The sequence below is a fragment of the Burkholderia sp. Bp8984 genome (genome assembly GCF_003853755.1).
Classification (GTDB): domain Bacteria; phylum Pseudomonadota; class Gammaproteobacteria; order Burkholderiales; family Burkholderiaceae; genus Burkholderia.
Genome location: NZ_QTQN01000012.1, coordinates 47,015 through 68,402, shown reverse-complemented (window position 1 = coordinate 68,402; position 21,388 = coordinate 47,015). Strand labels below are relative to the sequence as shown.

The window sequence follows — 21,388 nt, the reverse complement described above, 5'->3', positions numbered from 1 at the left end:
TGGCGAGCGCGGTTCGCATCGCACGATGCCGCGCGTTGCGAGGACTCGATGCGGGCGGCGCATGGCTGCGCCCGCCCGATGTTCGTGAGGTTGTTCGACAAGTTCGATAACAAGGAGTGGAGACAATGAAATCCGTGACGCGTCGTACCGTATTGAGTTCGCTTGCCGGCGCCGCTGCGCTGGCGATGTTCGCGCTGGGCGCGCCGCTCGCGCATGCGAGCAAGGACAAGCCCGAGATCGGTTTCTGCATCGACGACCTGCGCGTCGAGCGCTGGTCGCGCGATCGCGATTATTTCGTCGCGGCCGCGACGAAGCTCGGTGCCAAGGTATCCGTACAGTCGGCCGACGCGAGCGAGGCGCGGCAGATCTCGCAGATCGAGAACCTGATCTCGCGCGGCGTCGACGTGATCGTGATCGTGCCGTTCAATTCGAAGACGCTCGGCAACGTCGTCGCCGAAGCGCGCAAGGCCGGCATCAAGGTCGTGTCGTACGACCGCCTGATCCTCGACGCGGACGTCGACGCGTACATCTCGTTCGACAACCAGAAGGTCGGCGAGCTGCAGGCGCAGGGCGTGTTCGACGCGAAGCCGAAGGGCAATTATTTCCTGCTCGGCGGCGCGCCGACCGACAACAACGCGAAGATGCTGCGTGAGGGCCAGCTGAAGGTGCTGAAGCCGGCGATCGACCGCGGCGACATCAAGGTCGTCGGCCAGCAGTGGGTGCCGGAGTGGAGCGCATCGACCGCGCTGCGGATCGTCGAGGATGCGCTGACCGCGAACAACAACAAGATCGATGCAATCGTCGCGTCGAACGACGGCACCGCGGGTGGCGCGATCCAGGCGCTCGCCGCGCAGCATCTGGCCGGCAAGGTGCCGGTGTCCGGGCAGGATGCGGACCTCGCGGCCGTCAAGCGCGTGATCGCCGGCACGCAGACGATGACCGTCTACAAGCCGCTGAAGCTGATCGCGAGCGAAGCCGCGAAGCTCGCGGTCGATCTCGCGAAGGGTACGAAGCCCGCGTTCAACGCGCAATACGACAACGGCAAGATGAAGGTCGACACGGTGCTGCTGCAGCCGACGCTCCTGACGAAGCGCAACGTCGACGTCGTCGTGAAGGACGGCTTCTACACCCAGGCCCAGCTCGCGAGCCAGTAACCGCTCGATGGGCATGATGCACGCGGCCGGCGAGGTGCGGCCGCACATGGTCCGGCCGCGTGCGCACTGCGAGGCAATGAACGTATGACCGAACCCTTGCTGACGATGCGCGGCATCGTCAAGGCATTCGACGGCGTGAAGGCGCTCGACGGCATCGACCTGACCGTGCGCCCCGGCGAGTGCGTCGGCCTGTGCGGCGAGAACGGCGCCGGCAAGTCGACGCTGATGAAAGTGCTGTCGGGCGTCTACCCGCACGGCACGTGGGACGGCGAGATCCGCTGGGAAGGCGCGCCGCTCGTTGCGTCCGGCGTGCGCGACACCGAACGCGCGGGCATCGTGATCATCCACCAGGAACTGATGCTGGTGCCCGAGCTGTCGGTCGCCGAGAACATCTTCCTCGGCAACGAGATCACGCTGCCCGGCGGGCGCATGCACTATGCGGAGATGGTGCGGCGTTCGGAAGCGCTGCTGCGCGAGCTGCGGATCGACGCGATCAACGTCGCGCAGCCGGTGATGAACTACGGCGGCGGCCATCAGCAGCTGATCGAGATCGCGAAGGCGCTGAACAAGCGCGCGAAGCTGCTGATCCTCGACGAGCCGTCGTCGTCGCTGAGTGCCGCCGAGACGCGCATCCTGCTCGACATCGTGCGCGACCTGAAGCGCCGCGGCGTCGCGTGCGTATACATCTCGCACAAGCTCGACGAAGTCGACGCAGTGTGCGACACGGTGACCGTGATCCGCGACGGCCGCCATGTCGCGACCGAGCCGATGCGTGCGCTGACCACCGACCGGATCATCGCGATGATGGTCGGCCGCGAGATCCGCAACCTGTATCCGCGCGAGCCGCACGAGATCGGCGACGTCGTGCTGGAGGCGCGCAACGTGACCTGTCACGACGTGGCGAACCCGCGCCGCAAGCGCGTGGACGACGTGTCGTTCAGCGTGCGGCGCGGCGAGATCCTCGGCGTCGCCGGGCTCGTCGGCGCGGGTCGCACCGAGTTGATGCAGGCGATCTTCGGCGCGTATCCGGGGGCGAGCACGGCGACCGTGCGGATGAACGGCCAGCCGCTCGCGATCCGCTCGCCGGCCGATGCGATCCGCGCGGGCATCGCGATGGTGCCGGAGGATCGCAAGCGCCACGGGATCGTGCCGCAACTCGGGGTCGGCCACAACATCACGCTGTCGGTGCTGCGTCGTTTCGCCGCGCGCGGGCGGATCGACGCGGCCGCCGAGCTCGATGCGATCCACACCGAGATGCAGCGGCTGTCGGTGCGCGCGGCACACCCGTTCCTGCCGATCGCGAGCCTGTCCGGCGGCAACCAGCAGAAGGCCGTGCTCGCGCGGATGCTGCTGGCCGACCCGCAGGTGCTGATCCTCGACGAACCGACGCGCGGCGTCGACGTCGGCGCGAAGGCCGAGATCTACCGGCTGATCTTCGCGCTCGCGAAACGCGGCGTCGCGCTGATCGTCGTGTCGTCGGAGCTGCCGGAAGTACTCGGGCTCGCCGATCGTGTGCTGGTGATCGGCGAAGGCGAGCTGCGCGGCGATTTCGTCAACGACGGTCTCACGCAGGAACAGATCCTCGGCGCCGCGCTGAAGCCCGCGCGGCAGCCGTCCGAACCCATTGCAGCGAGTGCGTCATGAATACCGAACTTTCTTCTTCCCCCGCCGTGCCGCCGGGCGCCGACGCGCGTCGCACGCACGGCCATCCGCTGCGCCAGGTGTTCGTGCGCTACAAGGTCCTCGCGCTGCTGTTCGCGGTCGCGGCGATCTGGGTGTTCTTCTCGGTGCTGACCGACGGCGCGTTCGTCACGCCGCGCAACGTGTCGAACCTGCTGCGGCAGATGTCGATCACCGGGATGCTCGCGTGCGGCATGGTGTTCGTGATCATCGCGGGCGAGATCGACCTGTCGGTCGGCTCGCTGCTCGGGCTGCTCGGTGGTGTCGCGGCGATCCTCGACGTCAATCGGCACTGGCCGGTCGCCGTGACGGTGCCGGCGGTGCTCGCGCTCGGCGTGCTGGTCGGGCTGTTCAACGGCTGGTGGTCGACCTACCGGCGCGTGCCGTCGTTCATCGTCGGGCTGGGCGGGATGCTCGCGTTCCGCGGGATCCTGCTCGGCGTGACGGGCGGCTCGACGATCGCGCCGGTGTCCGACGGCTTCGTGTTCATCGGCCAGGGCTATCTGCCGCGCGCGGCCGGCGACGGCCTCGCGGTGCTGCTGTTCGCGCTCGTCGCGCTGCTGGTGCTGCGGCAGCGCGCCACGCGGCACCGCTACCGGCTCGCCGTCGCGCCGCTGTGGCAGGACGTCGCGAAGGTCGTCGGCGCCGGGGCCGTGCTGTTCGCGTTCGTCGCGACGCTCGACCGCTACGGCGGCATCCCGGTGCCGGTGCTGCTGCTGCTCGCGCTGCTCGGCGCGTTCTCGTGGATCGCGACGCAGACCGTGTTCGGCCGGCGCATCTATGCAGTGGGTTCGAACCTGGAGGCGACGCGGCTGTCGGGCGTCGACACCGATCGCGTGAAGCTCGCGATCTTCGCGCTGATGGGGCTGATGTGCGCGTTCGCGGGCATCGTCAACACCGCGCGGCTCGCGGCCGGCTCGCCGTCGGCCGGCACGATGGGCGAGCTCGACGCGATCGCCGCGTGCTTCATCGGCGGCACGTCGATGCGCGGCGGGTCGGGCACCGTCTACGGCGCGCTGATCGGCGCGCTCGTGATGGCGAGCCTCGACAACGGGATGTCGATGCTCGACGTCGACGCGTACTGGCAGATGATCGTCAAGGGCGCGGTGCTGGTGCTGGCCGTGTGGATCGACGTGGTGTCGCGCTCGAACCGGCGCTGAGGCGGCGTTCTACCGCGCCTGCGCCTCGATGAAATCGACGCACGCCCGCGGCGGCGCCGGCACGACGCGCCGCCGCGGGTAATACGGATAACCCCGCGCGGGCGTCCGGCGACGGGCCGTTGACCTGCGCGATGCCTGAATGCAGCGGAATCCGGCGCCCGTTCCGCGACTACGTGCGGTCGCGATGGCGCGCGCGCGTCGCGCCCGTGATCACAGCGATGCCGAACAGAATGACGGCGACGATCTCGATGATGTGCTGCGACACATGCAGCGTCATCAGGCCCCATGCCACGCCGGCGATGAAAACGATCCATCCGAGCAGGTAGATAAGCAGGGTCATCACTTTTCTCCTGTAATTGTGGGTCATGACGCCGGTTGCCTGCGTTGCAACATTTGCCGGGCAACCGGCAATCCGGGATGTGCGCATATTTCGTACCCGGTGCGGCCGCGTCGTGCCCGGGCCGCGGGCGAGGCGCCTGCGTAGTGGTCGAATCGCGTTACGACGCTGCCGTGACGTCGGCCGGCGCCAGCCCGATTGGGCGCTTACGCATGCGATCCTCGACGTCGTTCTGGCCCGCGCGGCGGACATGGAAGGCTACGAAACGGGAAGTCCGAGGCGCCTTTTTTGAAAATCCGGTGAGGGGCCAACGGCAATTTGCGCACACGCCTGTCCACGGGGCAGTGGCACAGCGTCGCGGATCTCACCGGATCGATCGTGCGCAGCCGTCTACGTCGGACACGAACATCAGGATCGCGCGGCGAGCCAGTTCCGAACGAGTCGCGCAACCTGCTTCCGGCGCTCGATCATCACCATGTGCCCTTCGCCTGGCAGCGCATGATGGGTCACCGACGGCACCCACGCGGAAGTTTCGAGCGCCGCGTCGGCGAAGATCGGGTCGTCGGCGCCGCCGACGATCAACGTATCCGCGCGGATCCGCCGCGGCCACGGCGAATCGTCGCGCGCATCGTCACGCAAGGCGCGCAGCGTGCGGACAATGACGTGTCGTTCGTTGACCGACGACGCGACGTGGCGGCGTCGACTGAACAGCGCCGCGCGCAGGAGCATGTTGCGCCAGTTGGCGCGGAAGCATCCGGACATCGTTTCGAGCAGACGGACGAAATCGGAGCGGGTCGTATGCACGATTTGCTGCTCGATGAGCCGGCAGCCGTTCGGGGCGAGGCGATGCGCGCTCGACACCAGCCCGAGTCGCGAGACGCGTTCCGGGTGGGCGGCCGCGAGGCGCGCCGCCACGACGCCGCCGAACGAGATGCCGATGAGCGTCGTGCACTGCCAACGCGCGGCGATGCCGCGCGCGAGATGCTCGACGATGTCGGCGATCCGGTATTGCGCACCGGGCTTGTCAGGATACCCGAGCAGGACGAATGGCGTGTCGGGCGGCAAGATGCCGGCGACGCGGAGCAGGTCGCGCCGCAGCCGGCGCTTGGTCGTCTTCGAGACGAAGGCTTGTCCGCCGTTCAGTACGATGACCGCGGGCGGTTCGCTACCCACCTGTGCGGCCAGGATGCCGCCGTCCAGCTGCATCGTTCGAACGCGACGAGCACCGATCCGGAACGCGGTCGAATCGTCCGGTATGCGGTTCATGCGCTACCTCCTGATGAAAAGGTGCCGGCATCAACGCCGGGCAAGCGTGCCGACGGTTAATGGCTTATAGGCTCCGTCGACAATTCAAAATATGACGGATGTCCGTCGTACGCACTGAAACAGAAAATGCCCGATGCGGCGCAGCGGGCGTTCTGGCGTCTGGTTACCGTTGGGTTCAGTAACGGACTATCGATTAAAGACCACGCTTTAAACGCCCTGCATAATCACTGGCTGCTTCATTCAGTGAATGGCTGGCGTTGATTGTCGCGATCAGTTCCTCCACGAACCACGGAAGGACGAGCGTCGTTTCTGCGCTCGACAAACCGACCTTCACGCGCTGCGAAGCGTAATCCGGTTGAGGTAGCGTCACGGGCAGAGCGCCATTGGATTGCGGCGTGTCAGCCGCAATGGCTTGCGCGTTCGAAAGCTGCGCATTTATCAAAAGCGCAAATGCCATGATTGCGTGTCGGACAGGTTTCTTCATTTTTCGCCATTCCCTGCGAGAGAATATGAATCGGAAAAGCAGGGAAATGATCCTAGCGAATCTGCTGCGCGAAAAGTATGTGAAATTTGTCATTATCTGTGCGAAAGCTCATGCTGAGTGTCCGCGTGGACACATGCACTCGGACCCAGACGACCGAGAAGCGAGACCTTCGAAGCAGAACGGCGATTGGCCGCTGACGGGAAACCGAATCGAACTGGAACGCGTAGGCGATCGACGCAAACAGGCTACGCGGTGCGCCCGGCGTGACCCACGGGCTGTCGCAGGAACTGACGGAGGTGGCGCGATCGAACAGGTCGTTCAGCGCGCGCGCTCGAATGGGTAATGAAGCGTCGCGTCCGCACCGATGTCCGACGTGAACGACGGTGCGAACGGATCGCGTTTGCCCGGCACCGTATCGCGGACGCTGCCGTTGTTCCAGGTCATCGCGACGAAGCGGTAGCCGCCGACGCCGCCCACGGGCGGCGCCGTCGCAAGAATCGATGGCCGATGCCGATTACGATGCCGACAACCTGACCGACACCCCCGTCGCCGTATAAACCGGCGTCGCCTTGAACCCGTCGACCGTCACCGTCGAGAACTTCGCGGAAGCCGCCGCGCCGTCGATCAGCGCGATCGTGTCGCCGGCCTTCGGCGCATAGCCGTTCACGAACTTCACGTGCAGCGTGCCGCCGGCGACGGTGAGCGGGCCGCCCACGCGCAGGCGTCCGCCGCCGTTGCCGTCGATGTCGAGTTCGAGCGTCGTGTCGTCGAGCTGGGTGTAGCGCGTCGCGATCGTGACGGGTGCGCTTGCCGCGATCTTCACGCTGCCGCCGGCGCCGACGTACACGTCGCCGGTGCCGAACGCGCTTGCCGATGCCGCGGCGAGCGTGCCGCCGCTGACCTGCGTGCCGCCCGTATAGCGGTTGTCGCCCGCCAGCGTCAGCGTGCCGGTGCCTTGCAGCGTCAGCTTGCCCGCGCCCGCGATGTCGTTGCGCCACTGGTCGGCCGCATTGAGCCCGCCCTGCGACGCATCCATCGACACGATCACGTTGCCGTTGAACGCGCCGTAGCCGTCGCCCGCGGCGAACAGGTTCAGGCGGCCCCAGCCTTCCGCATCGTCCATCACCGGATAGCCGGACTGCACTTCGGTGGTCTTCAGCACGACGCGCCGCTGGTCGGCGCTCAGGTACGGAAAGCGCGTCTGCAGCAGCACCTCCGCGCCCTTCGGCACGACGGCCGGTGCATTGGTCGATTCGATCGCGCCGAAGCCGAACGTCATGCGGCGCGTGAAAGCGGCCTTGTTGGTCGCGTAATCGGCGAACCGGTCGGTGGCCGTCGTGCCCGAATGCGCGAACGCGGCGAAGGTCGCGCCGGTCGTCCCCGTGAGTTGCTGAAGCGCCTGGTGAGCCTGACCGTACGCGGCCTGCGCGTCGCTCGCGTACGCGGTGAGGTTCGCCGCGCTGATGGCCAGCGCGAGCATGCGGCCGCCGATCACGTCGAGCGGCGAGTGCATGCCGGCGAGGATCCGGTTCTCGCCCAGTTCGAGGCCGCGGCTGACCATCTCCTGGAAGCGCTCCGGCACGAGCCACGCCATCGTCATCGCGTCGCGCATCGCTTCGGCCGTGTGGCCGCTGATGAAGCCGCCGTCGGTCGCGGGCGTCGTGCTTTCCGCCGGCACGAGCGTCGGCGCGACGACCACGCTCGCGCTCCAGCGGTACGGCCGTGCGTACTTGTAGAAGCGCTTCGACGGTTCGGTCGACGCGTTGTTGCCCATTTCGTTGAGCAGGTCGACGACTTTCCCGAAGTTCGCGTTGGCGCTGCTGCCGACGCCGACGTTGTTGCCGCTGTCGTTGTACAGCACCGTGGTGGCGTCGGCGGGCACGCTGGTGATGCTGGTCGTCTGCTGCGCGGCCGTGCGCCACGCGTCGGTGAGCGGGCCCATGCCGTCGGTCACGCTGTAGCCCTTGCCGCGCCGGTCGTCGAAGTAGGCGGCATCGGCCTGCTGTTGCGTGCGCGCGGTCGTTGCGTTGATCACGTATTGAACATTGGCCGCCAGCACCGTGTCGTTCAGGATCGTGCCGCACGGCGTGCCGCTGCCGGGCAGGCCCGAGCAGGTCGACGGCGAGATCGCCGGGAACGCGCCGTTCGCGGCCGCGGTCACGCCTGCGTCGACGAGCATCGTCGACGGCTGCCACAGGTCGAGGAAGCGGCTCACCACGCGTACCGCGGCGTTGGTCGACAGCGTCGCATAACGCGCGTCGCCGCGCTGGTTGGTCGCGATGTTGTCGACGAAGGCCGGCACGCTCGGCACGGGTGCGCTGTCGACGAAGCCGGGGTCGGCCGGCGGCGCCGGCATGGCCGCGCTGGTCGGGGTGGTCGACGCGACATCGTCGCCGCCGCCGCACGCGGCGAGAACGATCGCACTCGACAGCGCTGCGACGTGCAGCGGGAAACGGCTTCGTGACGCAAACATGCAAAACTCCATCCGGTGTGTTGAAGATGGCGGATTGTCGTGGGCGATCGTGACGCAGCCGTTAAGGATTTGTTGCGGGGCGCGGTCGAAGCGCGCGAATGCTCACTATTTGGTGAATTCGTGATACTGAACGTGATGGACGAGGCGAGCGGGCCATCGGCGGCGCATCGCAACGCGCCGGCCATGCGTGCGTCCGGCCGGACTGGTGTTCCCCGGAACGGCGACCGCAACCGGCGCGATCACGCCGCCTCGGCGGCCGATTCCGCGTCGGCGCGGCACACGCGGTTTCTGCCGTGCCGCTTGGCCGCATAGAGCGCGAGGTCCGCCTGATGCGACAGCGCATGCACGGTCCGCGGGTGCGCGCGATGGCCGGTCGCGCAGCCGATGCTGACCGTGAACGGCGGAATCGTTGCATCGAAGCCGTCGAGCCGGCTGTGTTCGACGGCGCACCGGATCGCTTCCGCGACTTCCGCGGCGCCGCTTTCGTCCGTATCGGGCAGCACCGCGACGAATTCCTCGCCGCCGTAGCGTGCAGCGATGTCGCCGCGCCGCCGCACGTTCGCGCGGATGCATTCGGCGAGAAAGCGCAGCGCCGTGTCGCCTTGCGCATGGCCGTAGCGGTCGTTGTATTGCTTGAAGTGGTCGGCGTCGATGAACAGCACCGACAGGCTGCCGCCGCTGCCGCCGCTGCCGCGCTGCAGCCGCTCCCATTCGTCGGCGAGCGCCGCATCGAGCGCGCGCCGGTTGTGCAGGCCCGTCAGCGGATCGGTGCGCGTCTGGTCGGTGAGCAGCGTCTGCTTGCGCAGGTTGTCGCGCAGCGCGAACGCGAGCAGCCACACCACCGCGCAGAACAGCGCGCCGATGACGGACGCCGACACGCCGACCGTCCACGTCAGGCGCGTGATGCCGGCCAGCACGTCGCCCTCGGCCGGGGCCACGACCGCGATCAACGGCGTGCCGGGCACGTGCTGGTACGTATAGAGCCGCGCGACGCCGTCGATGCTCGAGCGCGCCGCATAGAAGCCCGAGTCGCGGCTCAGCATCTGCACGAACGACTTCGTGCGGCGCAGCCGGCTGATCTGCTGATCGCTCAACGGCGGGTTTCTCGCGAGGATCGTGCCGTCCGCGCGCAGGATCGCGCTGACGCCGTGCGGTCCGACGTTCAGGCGCGACAGCAGGTGATCGAAGTAGGCGAGGTCGATCGCGACCACCACGATTCCGTCGAACGAGTGATCCGGCCGTTCGATGCGCCGCGACAGCGCGATGGATCTCGTGCCGCCGCGCGAACGCGCGCTATACGCCTCGGACACGTAGAGGCCGACGTTGTGCGCATCGCGATGGACCTTGAAGTAGTCGCGATCGCTGAAATCCCAGTTGTGGTGCGGGCCGCAGCATCCGTCGATCTGCCGGCCGTCGCGGTTCGTCACGCCCATGCCGGTCATGTATTGCGCGGTCGTGCGCTCGAACAGCACGTCGTGACGCAGCCCGGTGTCGATGCGCGCGACCGCGGGGTTGCGGAGGTTGGCGGCGAGTGCGACGAGCGCATTGTTGGACGTTTCGACGGTGCGCCCGATCTCGCTGACCAGGACGGCGGCGACGTTGCGCGACGTCTCGTGCGCATGTTCGACCACTTCGCTGCGTGCGGCCCACAGCGTGGCCGCGCTGATGCCGAGCGCCGCCAGCGACATCAGCGTGCCCAGCACGCCGACGATCAAGTAATTGCGGCCGGCCCAGTCGGCAATTTTCTCGATCGAAGTGGGTGCAGGCATGGCTGGCGCTCGTGCGGGAAGCTCGCTGCATCTGCAGCGGCGCGGGTCAAATCCGGGTTAACGGCAAGTATGCCCGGAAATCGAGGCCGATTCGCGCCGCGATCGCCGCACCCGGCGCCGCAAACGTGTGCGGCAGCGGCGCACCGCGCAACGGGCATGCAGCCGCGGCGACGCCGGGCGGCTGCACGCGCCGGCGCGGGATCAGTCGAGCCCGCCCTGGCACAGGTACTTGATCGACAGGTAGTCGTCGAGGCCGTAGCGCGAACCTTCGCGGCCGTAGCCCGATTCCTTCACGCCGCCGAACGGTGCGGCCTCGCTCGCGAGCGCGCCTTCGTTGATCCCGACGATGCCGGTTTCGAGCCGCGCCGACACGCGCGCGATGCGCCGCACGTCCTGCGTGTAGAAATACGCGGCAAGCCCGAACGGCGTGTCGTTCGCGGCATCGACGGCCTCGTCCTCGGTATCGAACCGGAACAGCGCGGCGACCGGGCCGAAGGTTTCCTCGCAGGTCAGCTGCATGTCGGCGGTGGCGTCGGCGAGCACCGTCGGCGCGTAGTAGTGCGGCCCGAGTTCGGTCAGGCGCGTGCCGCCCGTCAGCACGCGCGCGCCGCGCTCGATCGCGTCGCCGACATGGCGCGCGATCTTGTCGACCGCGCGCGCGTTGATCATCGGGCCGATCTGCGCGGCCGGGTCGGTTGCAGGCGCAACCTTCAGCGCGGCAACGCGCGCGGCGAGCTTCGCGGCGAAGGCCTCGTAGACGCCGGCCTGCACGTACACGCGGTTCGGCGACACGCAGGTCTGGCCGCCGTTGCGGAACTTGGCGGCCATCAGCCCGTCGACCGCGGCGTCGAGTTCGGCATCGTCGAACACGATGAACGGCGCATTGCCGCCGAGCTCCAGCGACAGCTTCTTCAGCGTCGCGGCCGACTCGCGTGCGAGCAGCTTGCCGACGGGCGTCGAGCCGGTGAACGTGATCTTGCGCACGCGGCCGTCGGCGAGCCAGTCGGCCACCGCGTCGATGCCGCGTTCGCGCGACGCGGCGATCAGGTTCAGCACGCCGGGCGGCACGCCGGCTTCCTGCGCGAGGAAGGCCAGCGCGAGCGCGGTGAGCGGCGTGTCCTCCGCCGGCTTCGCGACGACCGTGCAGCCGGCCGCGAGCGCGGGCGCGATCTTGCGCGCGATCATCGCGAGCGGGAAATTCCACGGCGTGATCGCGGCGACGATGCCGATCGGCTCCTTCACCGCACTCAACCGCTTGCCGCGCTGCTGCTGCGGAATCAGGTCGCCATACGTGCGCGTCGCTTCCTCGGCGAACCACTGCACGTACGACGCGCCATAGGCGACTTCGCCGCGCGCTTCGGCGAGCGGCTTGCCCTGTTCGCGCGACATCAGCTTCGCGAGATCGTCGGTGTGCGCGACGATCGCCGCGTGCCACGCACGCAGGATCGCGGCGCGTTCGCGCGCGGGCGTCGCGCGCCAGCCGGGCAGCGCGCGTGCGGCCGCGTCGGTCGCGGCGCGCGCGTCGGCGGCGCCGCTGTCGGGTGCGTGGGCAACGAGGTCGAGCGTCGCCGGATCGGTGACGTCGAAGCGACGGCCGTCGAGCGCGTCGCGCCAGGCGCCGTCGATCAGGTTGGCGGTGCGAACGAGTTCGGTGCGGGACAGCGTAAGCGGCATGACAGGTCCTTGGGTGAGGCGGTTCGGCGGCGACGCCGGCGCGCGACGACCCCGCGCGGACAGCGGGCTGCCGCGTTCAAGGGTGCCGCGTGCCGCGGTCAGTGCCGTTCGCCGAACAGCGATTCGAGCGGGTAGTGCCGTTTGACGAACGGCGACTTGATGATCACGTAACTGAAATACTTCTCGATGCCGATGTTCTGCTCGAGCAGCCCTTCGACGATCGTCTGGTAATGGCTCACGCTGCGCGTGATGAACTTCAGCAGATAGTCGTAGCCGCCGCTCGCGAGGTGGCATTCGACGATCTCGTCGACGTTGCGGATCGCCGCGACGAAGCGGTCGAAGTCCTCGCGCCGGTGGTCGGCCAGCGTGACCTCGGTGAACACGACCTGCACGTCGCCGAGCTTCTCGAGCTGGATGTGCGCGCCGTAGCCGCCGATGTAGCCGGCCTTCTCGAGCCGCTTCACGCGGATCAGGCACGGGCTCGGCGACAGCCCGACCGCATCGGCCAGCTCGACGTTGGTCATGCGGCCGCGCTTCTGCAACTGGGAGAGGATGCGCAGGTCGATGCGATCCAGCTTGCTGTCCGTCATGGTTACGTGAGAGGGGAAAAAATGGAATGTCCGGTTACTTTAGAGTCGAACGATGGCCGCCACAAGCCCGGCTTTCCCTCGGCCCGTCAGGCCGGCTGCGCGTGCGCGACGTCGAGCGCGCGCTGCACGCCCGGGTCGGCCAGCACGTCGTCGAGCGTCTTGCGCACGCGTTCGAACATCAGGTCGAACTCGCCCGCGGTGAAGCTCAGCGCCGGCGCGAAACCGAGCACGCCGTCGCCGAACGCGCGAAACACCACGCCGTTCGCGTACGCGGCCGCCGCGATCTTGTCCGGCACGTTCAGCGCCGGGTCGAAGCGCGTCTTGTGCGCCTTGTCGGCTACCAGCTCGAGCGCGCCGAGCAGGCCGGCCGAACGCGCGTCGCCGACGAGCGGATGCGCGCGCAGCGCATCGAGCCCCGCCGCGAAGCGCGGCGCCAGCGCCTGGCCGTTCGCGAGCAGCCCGCCTTCGTGATAGAGCTTCAGCACCTCGAGGCCGATCGCCGCGCTGACCGGATGCGCGGAATACGTATGCCCGTGACCGACCGCGGCAGACTCCGCGCGGCTGCCCGCGATGCCTTCGTAGATTTCGTCGGACATCAGCACCGCGCCCATCGGCGCGTAGCCGGCGGTCAGGCCCTTCGCGACGGTCATCAGGTCCGGGTCGACCTGTTCGGTCTCGCACGCGAACAGCGGCCCCGTGCGGCCGAAGCCGGTGATCACCTCGTCGGCGACGAACAGGATGCCGAGGCGCCGGCACGCGTCGCGCATCGCCTTCAGCCAGCCGGCCGGCGGCACGATCACGCCGCCGGAACCCTGCACCGGTTCGCAGAAGAACGCGGCGACGTTGTCCGCGCCGAGTTCGGCGACTTTCGCTTCAAGCGCGGCGACCGACGCGGCGATCAGCGCCTGCGGATCGTCGCCGAGCGGATGGCGGTACGGGTAGGGCGACGGGATGTGGTGCTGGTCCGCGCGCGGCAGGTCGAAATGACGGTGGAACGCCGGCAGCGCAGTCAGGCCTGCGCCGATCGACGACGAGCCGTGATAGCCGCGTTCGAGCGCGATCATGTGCTTCTTCGACGGGCGGCCGGTCGCGTTGAAATAGTGCGTGATGAAGCGCACCGCGGAGTCGACCGCGTCCGAGCCGCCGAGCGTGAAGTACACGCGGTTCAGCGAAGGCGGCGCGAGCGCGGCGAGCCGCTCGGCCAGCTCGATCGCCGGTTGCGAGCCGAAATGGAAATAGCCGGTCGCGTAGGGCAGCTTCGCCATCTGGTCGGCGGCGGCCTTCACGATGCTGTCGCGGCCGTAGCCGACGTTCACGCACCACAGGCCCGAGAACGCATCGAGCAGCGTATGGCCGTCGGCGTCGCGCAGGAACACGCCGCTCGCGGAGTCGAGCACGGTGACGCCGCGCGCCTCGTGCACGCGGTAGTTGACGACGGGGTGGATCAGGTGTTGACGATCGGCTTCGATCAGCGCGGCTTGGTTCATGGCGGGGAGGGACTCTCGTCGGGTGTCAGCGTGAGTTCATGCTACCGGGCGAGAAATCCGCACGTGTCTTCAATTTGCGCCCTGAAACGTATGAAAACGGTGTTTGCACGGGACGCTTCGGCATTTTCTGCTGCGCGCCCCGCCGGGCCGGGCGCGCGCGTCAGTAGCCGCGCGCGCGATCGACGACGCCGATCATCGGCTGGCCCGCGCGGTGGCGCGCGAGGTTCGCGAGCACGGCGTCGACCGCGGTATCGGGCCGCGTCGCGCTCGCGATGTGCGGCGTGATCCGGATACGCGCGTGCGTCCAGAACGGGTGGCCGGCCGGCAACGGCTCGGGGTCCGTCACGTCGAGGATCGCGCTGTCGAGCCGGCCGCTCGCGAGCGCCGCGAGCAACGCGGCCTCGTCGAGCTGCGGGCCGCGCCCGACCTGCACGAGCGACGCGCCGGCCGGCAGCGCGTCGAACACGCGCGCGCCGAGCAGCCCGCGCGTGCCGTCGGTGAGCGGGAGCAGGCAGATCAGGATGTCGGTGCGGGCGAGGAACGCGTCGAGTGCCGCGTCGCCCGCGTAGCAGTCGATGCCGTCGAGCGTGCGCGGCGTGCGGCTCCAGCCGGCGCACGGGAAGCCGAAGCGCCGCAGCGTGTCGAGCACGGCCTGGCCGAGCGTGCCGAGCCCGAGCACGCCGACGCGCCGCGACGCGGCCGCGCGCACCGGCCGCTCGCGCCACACCTGCGCGCGCTGCTGCGTCGCGTAGTCGAACAGGTCGCGGTGGATCGTCAGCACCGCCTGCGTTACGTACTCGACCATCCCTTCGACGATGCCCGGCTCGATCATCCGCACGACCGGGATGTGCGCGGGCACGCGCGACAGGTCGAACTGGTCGATGCCGGCGCCGACGGAGAACACGACCTCGAGATTCGGCAGCAGCGCGGCCGGATCGTCGGGCGGCTGCCAGGCGGCGAGATAGCGGACGGTTTCAGGGTCGCCGAGGTCCGGCCAGATCCGGAACGGGAGGTCGGGCGCCTGTTGCGCGAAGCGCTGCGCCCATTGCGCGCCGCGCACCGGGTCGGCCTTGTAGAGAAAGCTCATCGCGCGTGCCGCTCAGCCGAGCGCCTGGTTCACGATCGCGAACGCGCGCAGCGCCGGGTCGCGCGCGGGCGCCGCGCCGCGCGCCATCGCGACGACCGTGTCGACGCGCGGCAGCCCGAGCCCCTGCAGCCAGTCCGACAGCCCGCTGTCGCCCGGCACGTCGAGCCGCACGAACATCCCTTCGTGCAGCGCGAGCCAGTGGCTGATCAGCGCCTGCGCGCGCAGCGCGTCGGGCGCGACCACCGGGCCGATCACGTGGCCGCGGCCGAAGCGGCGGAACAGCGCGAAGCCGAGCAGTTCGCCGTCGCGATCGAGCGCGATCCCGTTCGCGACGCCGAGCAGCGCATCGATCACCGCGTCGCGCGGATAGCCTGCCGCGCGCGAGGCGAGCGCCGCGAGGCGCGGGCCGTCGTTGGTGCCGAGCGGGCGCAGGCGCTCGCCCGGCGGCAGCGAGATCAGCGGCGGCTGGAACGCGGCACCCTGGTGCTGGTCGATCGTGCCGATCGCCTCGAAGCCGAATTTCACGTAGAGCGGTTCGCCGGACGGCGTCGCATGCAGGAAGATCGTGCGTGCGCCGAGGCTGTCGACGACGCGCGCGAGCAGTTCTCGGCCGATGCCGCGGCTCTGGCGCTCGGGCGACACGATCACCATGCCGAGCGATGCGTGCGCGTCGCCGAAGCGCCAGCCGAGCGCGGTGCCGACGATGCCGCCTTCGTCTTCGGCGACGAAGCCGTGGCCGAGCTGGAGCGCGAAGCGCCAGTCGTCGAGACGGTGCGGCCACTTGACCGCTTCCGACAGACGATGCGCGGCGGGCAGGTCGGTGTCGGCGAACGGACGATAGATGAGCGTGCTGGAAGGGTTGAGATCGGACACGCCGGACTCCGGATGGGTAGGAATGACATATCGACTCTGCCAGCGACACCGCGGCGCGGATAGGACGATTCGCCTGTTTTCCGGCGACGGCGGGCGGCCGGGCGAGATCGACGCAAACCGGCGCGATCGGCGCGCGCGAACGCGCGCTTCATGCCGGCGCGGCACGCCAATCCGACAGCTTCTGCTGTGGGAATGACACTACGATGGAACTGCAGCGGCGCCGCCCGGGCGAGCCGCGCCGGGCCCGCCGGGCGGTTGGCGCGCTGCGGTTGTGCGAAGCCTGCCGGGGTGGCCCGCGGCGCCGCGCGCGGCCGTGCCGCAGATCGTGCTGCCCGCGGCCTGCAACACGCGGCGAATCTGCGTTTCGACCGGCGTCGAACGATGCGCGACGGATTTTTTGCCCTGATTCAATTGCGTTGAACCCAGCCCGTCCCCGGCCCTGCCGGGGTTTCATACCGACAGGACCTCACCATGATCCAATTTGAACCGAAGTTCATCACGTTCGACTGCTACGGCACGCTGACCCGCTTCCAGATGGCGGACCTGGCGCGCGAGATCTACGCGGACCGGCTGTCGCCGGTCGCGATGGAGGATTTCGTGCGCGCGTTCGCCGCCTATCGGCTCGACGAGGTGCTCGGGGCGTGGAAGCCGTACCGCGACGTCGTCGTCAACGCGATCCGGCGCACCTGTGCGCGCATCGGCACGCCGTTCGACGAAGCCGAGGCCGAGCGCTTCTATCATACGGTGCCGACGTGGGGCCCGCATCCGGACGTGCCGGCCGGCCTGTCGCGGCTCGCGCAGAAGTACAAGCTCGTGATCCTGTCGAACGCCATGGACGAGCAGATCATGAGCAACGTCGACAAGCTCGGCGCGCCGTTCCATGCGGTGTTCACCGCGCAGCAGGCGCAGTCGTACAAGCCGCGCATGCAGGGCTTCGAATACATGTTCGGCAAGCTCGGCTGCAAGCCCGAGGACGTGCTGCACGTGTCGTCGAGCCTGCGCTACGACCTGATGACGGCCGAGGATCTCGGCATCAAGCACAAGGCGTTCGTCAATCGCGGGCACGAGCCGGGCACGCCGTTCTACAACTATTACGAGGTGTCGGACATCGGTCACCTCGCGACGCAGCTCGGGCTGTAAGCGCCGCCGCCGCGCCGGCGGGCGGCTGCGCGCCCTGCGCGCGCGGCCGTGCCGGGCAGGCCTGTCGGCACGGCGAAGAGGGGCGCGACGGCCTTGCCGCTTTACGCGTCCGCTCACCGCACGAACCGAGGGTAATTACCGATACGGCGCCATTCAAGGCGGGGCCGTCCGAGCCGATATATGTACCGAACGGTTAATATCGCGAGGCCCCCCGCATGAAGTTGTCCACGAAACTGCTGATGCTCGTCGTCGCGGCGCTGCTCGGCGTTGCATTGCTCGCCGCGATGTCGCTGCACACGCTGCGCGACGCGCTGATCGACAGCCGGCGTGACGAGATCGTCATCCTGCTGACCAAAGCCGAGCATCTGGTCGACTCGTATCGCGCGATGCAGGCGAGCGGAACGCTCACCCGGGAGCAGGCCCAGCAGCAGGCCAAGGCCGCGTTGTCCGCGCTCAATGCGAATTCGAAGAGCTACTACTGGGTGACGACGTCCGACGGCGTCAACCTCGTGCATCCGAACGCGAAGTTCATCGGCACCCGCGCGAAGGGCAACCGCACGACCAGCGGCCTGACCGACAGCGAGGCGTACCGCGCCGGAATGGCCCAGGCGCATTTCGCGCTCGTCGACGTGCTGATCAAGCGCAGCCCGGACGCGGACGTGGAGCCGAAACTGCAGGGCGTGGTCGCCGTTCCGGACTGGGACTGGTGGATCGGCACCGGATTCTTCTACGACGACATCAACGCGGCGTTTGCGCGGCTCGCGCAGGTGCTCGGCGCCATCACGCTCGTCATCGCCGCGGCGCTCGCGGCGATCGCGTGGGGGGTGTTGCGCAGCGTCCGGCGGACGCTGGGCGGCGAGCCCGCGCAGGCGGCCGGGATCGCGGCCCGCATCGCCGCCGGCGAACTGGACGTGCAGTTCGATACGGCGCACGCCGCGCCGGGCAGCCTGCTCGTCGCGCTCGGCGACATGAAGGCGCGACTCACCGAAACCATCGCCGACATCCAGACCACGACCCGCTCGATCGCCGTCGGCACCGGCGAGATCGCGCAAGGCAACCTGGACCTGTCCCAGCGCACGGAGGAACAGGCCGCGTCGCTGCAGCAAACGGCCGCCAGCATGGAGCAGATCACGTCGACGGTCAAACAGAATGCCGACAATGCGCGTCAGGCGAACGCGCTCGTGACCCACGCGAAGGAGGCGACCGAACTCGGCGGCGCCGCCGTGCGGGAAGTCGTCGAAACGATGCGGCAGATTTCGGACGGATCGGTGCGGATCGCCGACATTACCGTCGTGATCGAGAGCATCGCGTTCCAGACCAACATTCTCGCGCTCAATGCCGCGGTCGAAGCCGCGCGGGCCGGCGAGGAAGGGCGCGGGTTCGCGGTCGTGGCCGCGGAGGTCCGCTCGCTCGCGCAACGCAGCGCGGCGGCCGCGAAAGACATCAAGGGATTGATCGAGGCGTCGGTCGAGCGGGTCGGCAGCGGCAGCCGGCTCGTCGAGACGGCCGGCGCGCGCATGACGGAGATCGTCCGGTCGATCGACCGGGTCGCCGACATCATGGGCGAGATTACCGCGGCATCCGCCGAGCAAAGCACCGGCATCGAACAGATCGGCCTGGCGGTCGCGCAGATGGACGAAGTGACCCAGCAGAATGCCGCGCTGGTGGAGCAGGCCGCCGCGGCCGCGTCCTCGCTGGATGAACAGGCGGCACGGTTGAGGGCCGCCGTGTCGGTGTTCAGGCTGACGGCTTGATTGCTCGACTGTCTGACTGTCTGACTCTGACTGCGTGACTGCGTGACTGCGTGACTGCGTGACTGCCCGACTGCCCGGCTGCCTGATTGCTCGACGTCTGACTGCCCGACCGCCTGACCGCCTGACCGCCCGACCGCTGACCGCTGACCGCTGACCGCCCGACCGCTGACCGCCGCGTGCGCACCCGCCGGCAACGCCATCACCTCGTTTTCCTGACGCCACGCCGGCAAGTGTTCGGCGTGGTGCTCACCAACCTGCCGGCTCCGACCGCGTCGCAGCGGGGAGTCGCGGCTTGACGGCCCGTCACGGGTTCGCGCCCGGCGTCGGATCATCCGGCCGCATCCCTGTTGTCCGCCCGTCGTCCGGCAAAGCCGCTTCGACGTCGCGGCAATCTCCTGACCTTTCATGCGCCGGGCGTCCTCGCGGCCGGCGCCCTCCGTCCGATGCGCGCGACGTTCCGGTCGCCCCGGGCCGCGAGCGCGCATTCCACACAAACATGCGGTTTGCGAGTGTCGAACGCGTTTCGGATGCCGCGCGGCCAATTTTGTCGGCGCAATCTGCCGCGCGTATCACTTTACGATTTCCTTCGTCGCGCCCGTATCGCGCAGTGGTCGCGACGCGGCATCGAGCCGATGGCGGTACGCGTGGTCACGCAGCAAATCATGCTGCGCGGGCGGTCCAAAACGGTCGAATCGTATCGTGCAGCCGCCCCGAATCGCGATAACCCGCATTTTGGCGATGCTTAAATGAACTCAATGCGCACGACGTCGCGCCCGCGACCAGCACACGGGCACGACGGAATTCTCGAACCACGCTGGACCCCAGGACCCACTTTCCACAGTCAGGAGCAGTTCGGATGAGCGACGATATCGACAACGGCAGCAAGGGCGGCTTCACGCGCCGCGACATGATGCGGGTCATGGCGGCGAGCGGCATGATGGCCGCCGGCGCCGGCGGGCTGCTGATGCAACCCGGGACTGCGTTTGCGGCACCCGCGCCCAAGCGCGGCGGCAAGATTCGGGTTGCGAACGAATCGGGCTCGACGGCCGATACGCTCGACCCGGCCAAGGGCTCGACGGGCGCCGACTACATTCGTTTCTTCATGTTCTACAGTGGCCTCACGCAGCTCGATGCGAGCCTGACGCCGCAGATGAATCTCGCCCAGTCGTTGCAGACGACCGACGCGAAGACGTGGATCATCAAGCTGCGCAAGGGCGTCACGTTCCACGACGGGAAACCGGTCACGCCGGCCGACGTGGTGTACTCGCTGATGCGCCACAAGAACGCGGCCACCGCGTCGAAGGTCAAGCCGCTCGCCGATCAGTTCGCCGACGCAAAGGCGAGCGGCCCGGACGAGGTCACGCTCGTACTCGCGAGCGCGAATGCCGATCTGCCGGTGATCCTCGCGACGCCGCAACTCGTGATCGTCAAGGACGGCACGACCGATTTCAGCACCGGCATCGGTTGCGGCCCGTACAAGCTGAAGTCGTTCAAGCCGGGCGTGTCGACCGTCGGCGTGCGCAACGACAGCTACTTCAAGCCGGGGATGCCGTACCTCGACGAGATCGAGCTGATCGGCATCAGCGACAGCGCCGCGCGCCTGAACGCGCTGCTGTCGGGCGACGTGCACCTGATCAACGCGATCGATCCGCGCTCGACGCAGCGGGTCGCGTCGACGCCGGGCTATGCGCTGCAGGAAACCAAGTCGGGGCTCTATACCGACCTGATCATGCGCAGCGACAACCCGATCGTCGCGAACCCCGATTTCGTCGAAGGGATGAAGTACCTGTTCAATCGCGAGCAGATCCGCTCGGCGGTGTTCCGCGGCTACGCGGTGATCGGCAACGACCAGCCGATCCCGCCGGGGCATCGCTACTTCAACGCGTCGCTGCCGCAGCGGCCGTACGATCCGGACAAGGCGAAGTTCCTGTTCCAGAAGGCGGGCGCGCTGGGCGCCGCGCTGCCGCCGATCTATGCGACCTCCGACGCGAACGGGTCGATCGAGATGGCCGTGCTGCTGCAGCAGGCCGGCCAGAAGATCGGGCTGAACCTGCAGGTGAACCGCGTGTCGGCGGACGGCTACTGGTCGAATCACTGGATGAAGCATCCGCTCGGCTTCGGCAACATCAACCCGCGTTCGAGCGCCGACGTGCTGTTCACGCAGTTCTTCAAGTCGGACGCGCCGTGGAACGAGTCGGGCTGGAAGAACCCGAAGTTCGACCAGCTGCTGCTCGCCGCGCGCTCGGAAACCGACGACGCGAAGCGCAAGCAGATGTACGGCGACATGCAGGTGCTCGTCGCGCAGCAGTGCAGGGTCGGCATCCCGGCCTTCATCAGCTTCCTCGACGGCTACGACAAGCGGCTCGCGGGCCTCGGCTCGATCCCGACCGGCGGGATGATGGGCTTCATGTTCGCCGAGCACGTGTGGTGGAACGCCTGACGCCTGCGCGTGCCGCCGCC

General features: G+C 68.4%; 17 protein-coding genes. 6 read left to right on the top strand and 11 right to left on the bottom strand.

Going from position 1 to position 21,388, the window contains the following annotated elements; genetic code table 11:
- The first annotated feature begins 125 nt into the window (after positions 1-125).
- From xylF to DID98_RS14750, 3 genes are all read left to right on the top strand, one after another.
- Positions 126-1,154 carry a D-xylose ABC transporter substrate-binding protein gene (xylF, locus tag DID98_RS14760; RefSeq protein WP_124487285.1) on the top strand — a complete coding sequence of 343 codons (1,029 nt, stop codon included), beginning with the start codon at positions 126-128 and terminating at the stop codon, positions 1,152-1,154.
- 84 nt (positions 1,155-1,238) lie between these two features.
- Complete coding sequence (gene xylG, locus DID98_RS14755; RefSeq protein ID WP_124570961.1) at positions 1,239-2,798, top strand: D-xylose ABC transporter ATP-binding protein; 1,560 nt, start codon at positions 1,239-1,241, stop codon at positions 2,796-2,798.
- Positions 2,795-3,994, top strand: a complete 1,200-nt coding sequence (locus tag DID98_RS14750; RefSeq protein ID WP_044844279.1) for a sugar ABC transporter permease — start codon at positions 2,795-2,797, stop codon at positions 3,992-3,994. Before xylG ends, DID98_RS14750 begins: the two co-directional genes overlap by 4 nt.
- Before the next feature lie 169 nt (positions 3,995-4,163).
- On the opposite strand, the gene DID98_RS35815 is transcribed toward DID98_RS14750, so the two are convergent.
- The 11 genes from DID98_RS35815 to DID98_RS14700 all read right to left on the bottom strand — a co-directional run bounded on the left by DID98_RS35815 (position 4,164) and on the right by DID98_RS14700 (position 16,034).
- Positions 4,164-4,334, bottom strand: coding sequence for a hypothetical protein (locus tag DID98_RS35815; RefSeq protein WP_185640854.1), 171 nt, complete (start codon positions 4,332-4,334; stop codon positions 4,164-4,166).
- A gap of 405 nt (positions 4,335-4,739) precedes the next feature.
- Positions 4,740-5,597 (bottom strand): alpha/beta fold hydrolase, encoded by an 858-nt coding sequence (locus DID98_RS14745; RefSeq protein WP_124570960.1) that lies wholly within the window; start codon positions 5,595-5,597, stop codon positions 4,740-4,742.
- 193 nt (positions 5,598-5,790) lie between these two features.
- Entirely contained in the window at positions 5,791-6,081 is a 291-nt protein-coding gene (locus DID98_RS14740) for a hypothetical protein (protein ID WP_124570959.1), read from the bottom strand.
- A gap of 318 nt (positions 6,082-6,399) precedes the next feature.
- Positions 6,400-6,558 (bottom strand): hypothetical protein, encoded by a 159-nt coding sequence (locus DID98_RS35810; protein ID WP_185640853.1) that lies wholly within the window; start codon positions 6,556-6,558, stop codon positions 6,400-6,402.
- A gap of 37 nt (positions 6,559-6,595) precedes the next feature.
- The gene (locus DID98_RS14730; protein ID WP_124570958.1) at positions 6,596-8,554 is read right to left on the bottom strand and encodes a phosphatase PAP2 family protein; all 1,959 of its coding nucleotides are present in this window, start codon (positions 8,552-8,554) and stop codon (positions 6,596-6,598) included.
- A gap of 239 nt (positions 8,555-8,793) precedes the next feature.
- Complete coding sequence (locus DID98_RS14725; protein WP_124570957.1) at positions 8,794-10,323, bottom strand: GGDEF domain-containing protein; 1,530 nt, start codon at positions 10,321-10,323, stop codon at positions 8,794-8,796.
- A gap of 201 nt (positions 10,324-10,524) precedes the next feature.
- Entirely contained in the window at positions 10,525-11,997 is a 1,473-nt protein-coding gene (locus DID98_RS14720) for an NAD-dependent succinate-semialdehyde dehydrogenase (protein ID WP_124570956.1), read from the bottom strand.
- Positions 11,998-12,095: 98 nt separating this feature from the next.
- Entirely contained in the window at positions 12,096-12,587 is a 492-nt protein-coding gene (locus DID98_RS14715; protein WP_006749694.1) for an Lrp/AsnC family transcriptional regulator, read from the bottom strand.
- 86 nt (positions 12,588-12,673) lie between these two features.
- Entirely contained in the window at positions 12,674-14,074 is a 1,401-nt protein-coding gene (locus tag DID98_RS14710) for an aspartate aminotransferase family protein (protein ID WP_044844275.1), read from the bottom strand.
- Between the two features lie 160 nt (positions 14,075-14,234).
- Complete coding sequence (locus tag DID98_RS14705; RefSeq protein WP_044844274.1) at positions 14,235-15,161, bottom strand: glyoxylate/hydroxypyruvate reductase A; 927 nt, start codon at positions 15,159-15,161, stop codon at positions 14,235-14,237.
- Positions 15,162-15,173: 12 nt separating this feature from the next.
- Positions 15,174-16,034, bottom strand: coding sequence for a GNAT family N-acetyltransferase (locus tag DID98_RS14700; RefSeq protein ID WP_124570955.1), 861 nt, complete (start codon positions 16,032-16,034; stop codon positions 15,174-15,176).
- A 471-nt stretch (positions 16,035-16,505) separates the two neighbouring features.
- Between DID98_RS14700 and DID98_RS14695 the strand changes: the two genes are divergently transcribed.
- The 3 genes from DID98_RS14695 (at position 16,506) to DID98_RS14680 (ending at position 21,368) form a co-directional block, all read left to right on the top strand.
- Positions 16,506-17,174 carry a haloacid dehalogenase type II gene (locus DID98_RS14695; protein ID WP_124570954.1) on the top strand — a complete coding sequence of 223 codons (669 nt, stop codon included), beginning with the start codon at positions 16,506-16,508 and terminating at the stop codon, positions 17,172-17,174.
- Between the two features lie 215 nt (positions 17,175-17,389).
- The gene (locus tag DID98_RS14690; protein WP_124487277.1) at positions 17,390-18,928 is read left to right on the top strand and encodes a methyl-accepting chemotaxis protein; all 1,539 of its coding nucleotides are present in this window, start codon (positions 17,390-17,392) and stop codon (positions 18,926-18,928) included.
- Between the two features lie 856 nt (positions 18,929-19,784).
- Positions 19,785-21,368: an ABC transporter substrate-binding protein gene (locus DID98_RS14680; RefSeq protein WP_124487275.1), complete on the top strand. Its 1,584-nt coding sequence runs from the start codon at positions 19,785-19,787 to the stop codon at positions 21,366-21,368.
- Positions 21,369-21,388: the final 20 nt, after the last annotated feature.

Excerpts from the sequence above, each read along its gene's own strand:
- xylF (WP_124487285.1), top strand. The coding sequence starts at position 126 with ATGAAATCCGTGACGCGTCGTACCGTATTGAGTTCGCTTGCCGGCGCC.
- xylG (WP_124570961.1), top strand. The coding sequence starts at position 1,239 with ATGACCGAACCCTTGCTGACGATGCGCGGCATCGTCAAGGCATTCGAC.
- DID98_RS14750 (WP_044844279.1), top strand. The coding sequence starts at position 2,795 with ATGAATACCGAACTTTCTTCTTCCCCCGCCGTGCCGCCGGGCGCCGAC.
- DID98_RS35815 (WP_185640854.1), bottom strand. The coding sequence starts at position 4,334 with ATGACCCTGCTTATCTACCTGCTCGGATGGATCGTTTTCATCGCCGGC.
- DID98_RS14745 (WP_124570960.1), bottom strand. The coding sequence starts at position 5,597 with ATGAACCGCATACCGGACGATTCGACCGCGTTCCGGATCGGTGCTCGT.
- DID98_RS14740 (WP_124570959.1), bottom strand. The coding sequence starts at position 6,081 with ATGAAGAAACCTGTCCGACACGCAATCATGGCATTTGCGCTTTTGATA.
- DID98_RS14730 (WP_124570958.1), bottom strand. The coding sequence starts at position 8,554 with ATGTTTGCGTCACGAAGCCGTTTCCCGCTGCACGTCGCAGCGCTGTCG.
- DID98_RS14725 (WP_124570957.1), bottom strand. The coding sequence starts at position 10,323 with ATGCCTGCACCCACTTCGATCGAGAAAATTGCCGACTGGGCCGGCCGC.
- DID98_RS14720 (WP_124570956.1), bottom strand. The coding sequence starts at position 11,997 with ATGCCGCTTACGCTGTCCCGCACCGAACTCGTTCGCACCGCCAACCTG.
- DID98_RS14715 (WP_006749694.1), bottom strand. The coding sequence starts at position 12,587 with ATGACGGACAGCAAGCTGGATCGCATCGACCTGCGCATCCTCTCCCAG.
- DID98_RS14710 (WP_044844275.1), bottom strand. The coding sequence starts at position 14,074 with ATGAACCAAGCCGCGCTGATCGAAGCCGATCGTCAACACCTGATCCAC.
- DID98_RS14705 (WP_044844274.1), bottom strand. The coding sequence starts at position 15,161 with ATGAGCTTTCTCTACAAGGCCGACCCGGTGCGCGGCGCGCAATGGGCG.
- DID98_RS14695 (WP_124570954.1), top strand. The coding sequence starts at position 16,506 with ATGATCCAATTTGAACCGAAGTTCATCACGTTCGACTGCTACGGCACG.
- DID98_RS14690 (WP_124487277.1), top strand. The coding sequence starts at position 17,390 with ATGAAGTTGTCCACGAAACTGCTGATGCTCGTCGTCGCGGCGCTGCTC.
- DID98_RS14680 (WP_124487275.1), top strand. The coding sequence starts at position 19,785 with ATGAGCGACGATATCGACAACGGCAGCAAGGGCGGCTTCACGCGCCGC.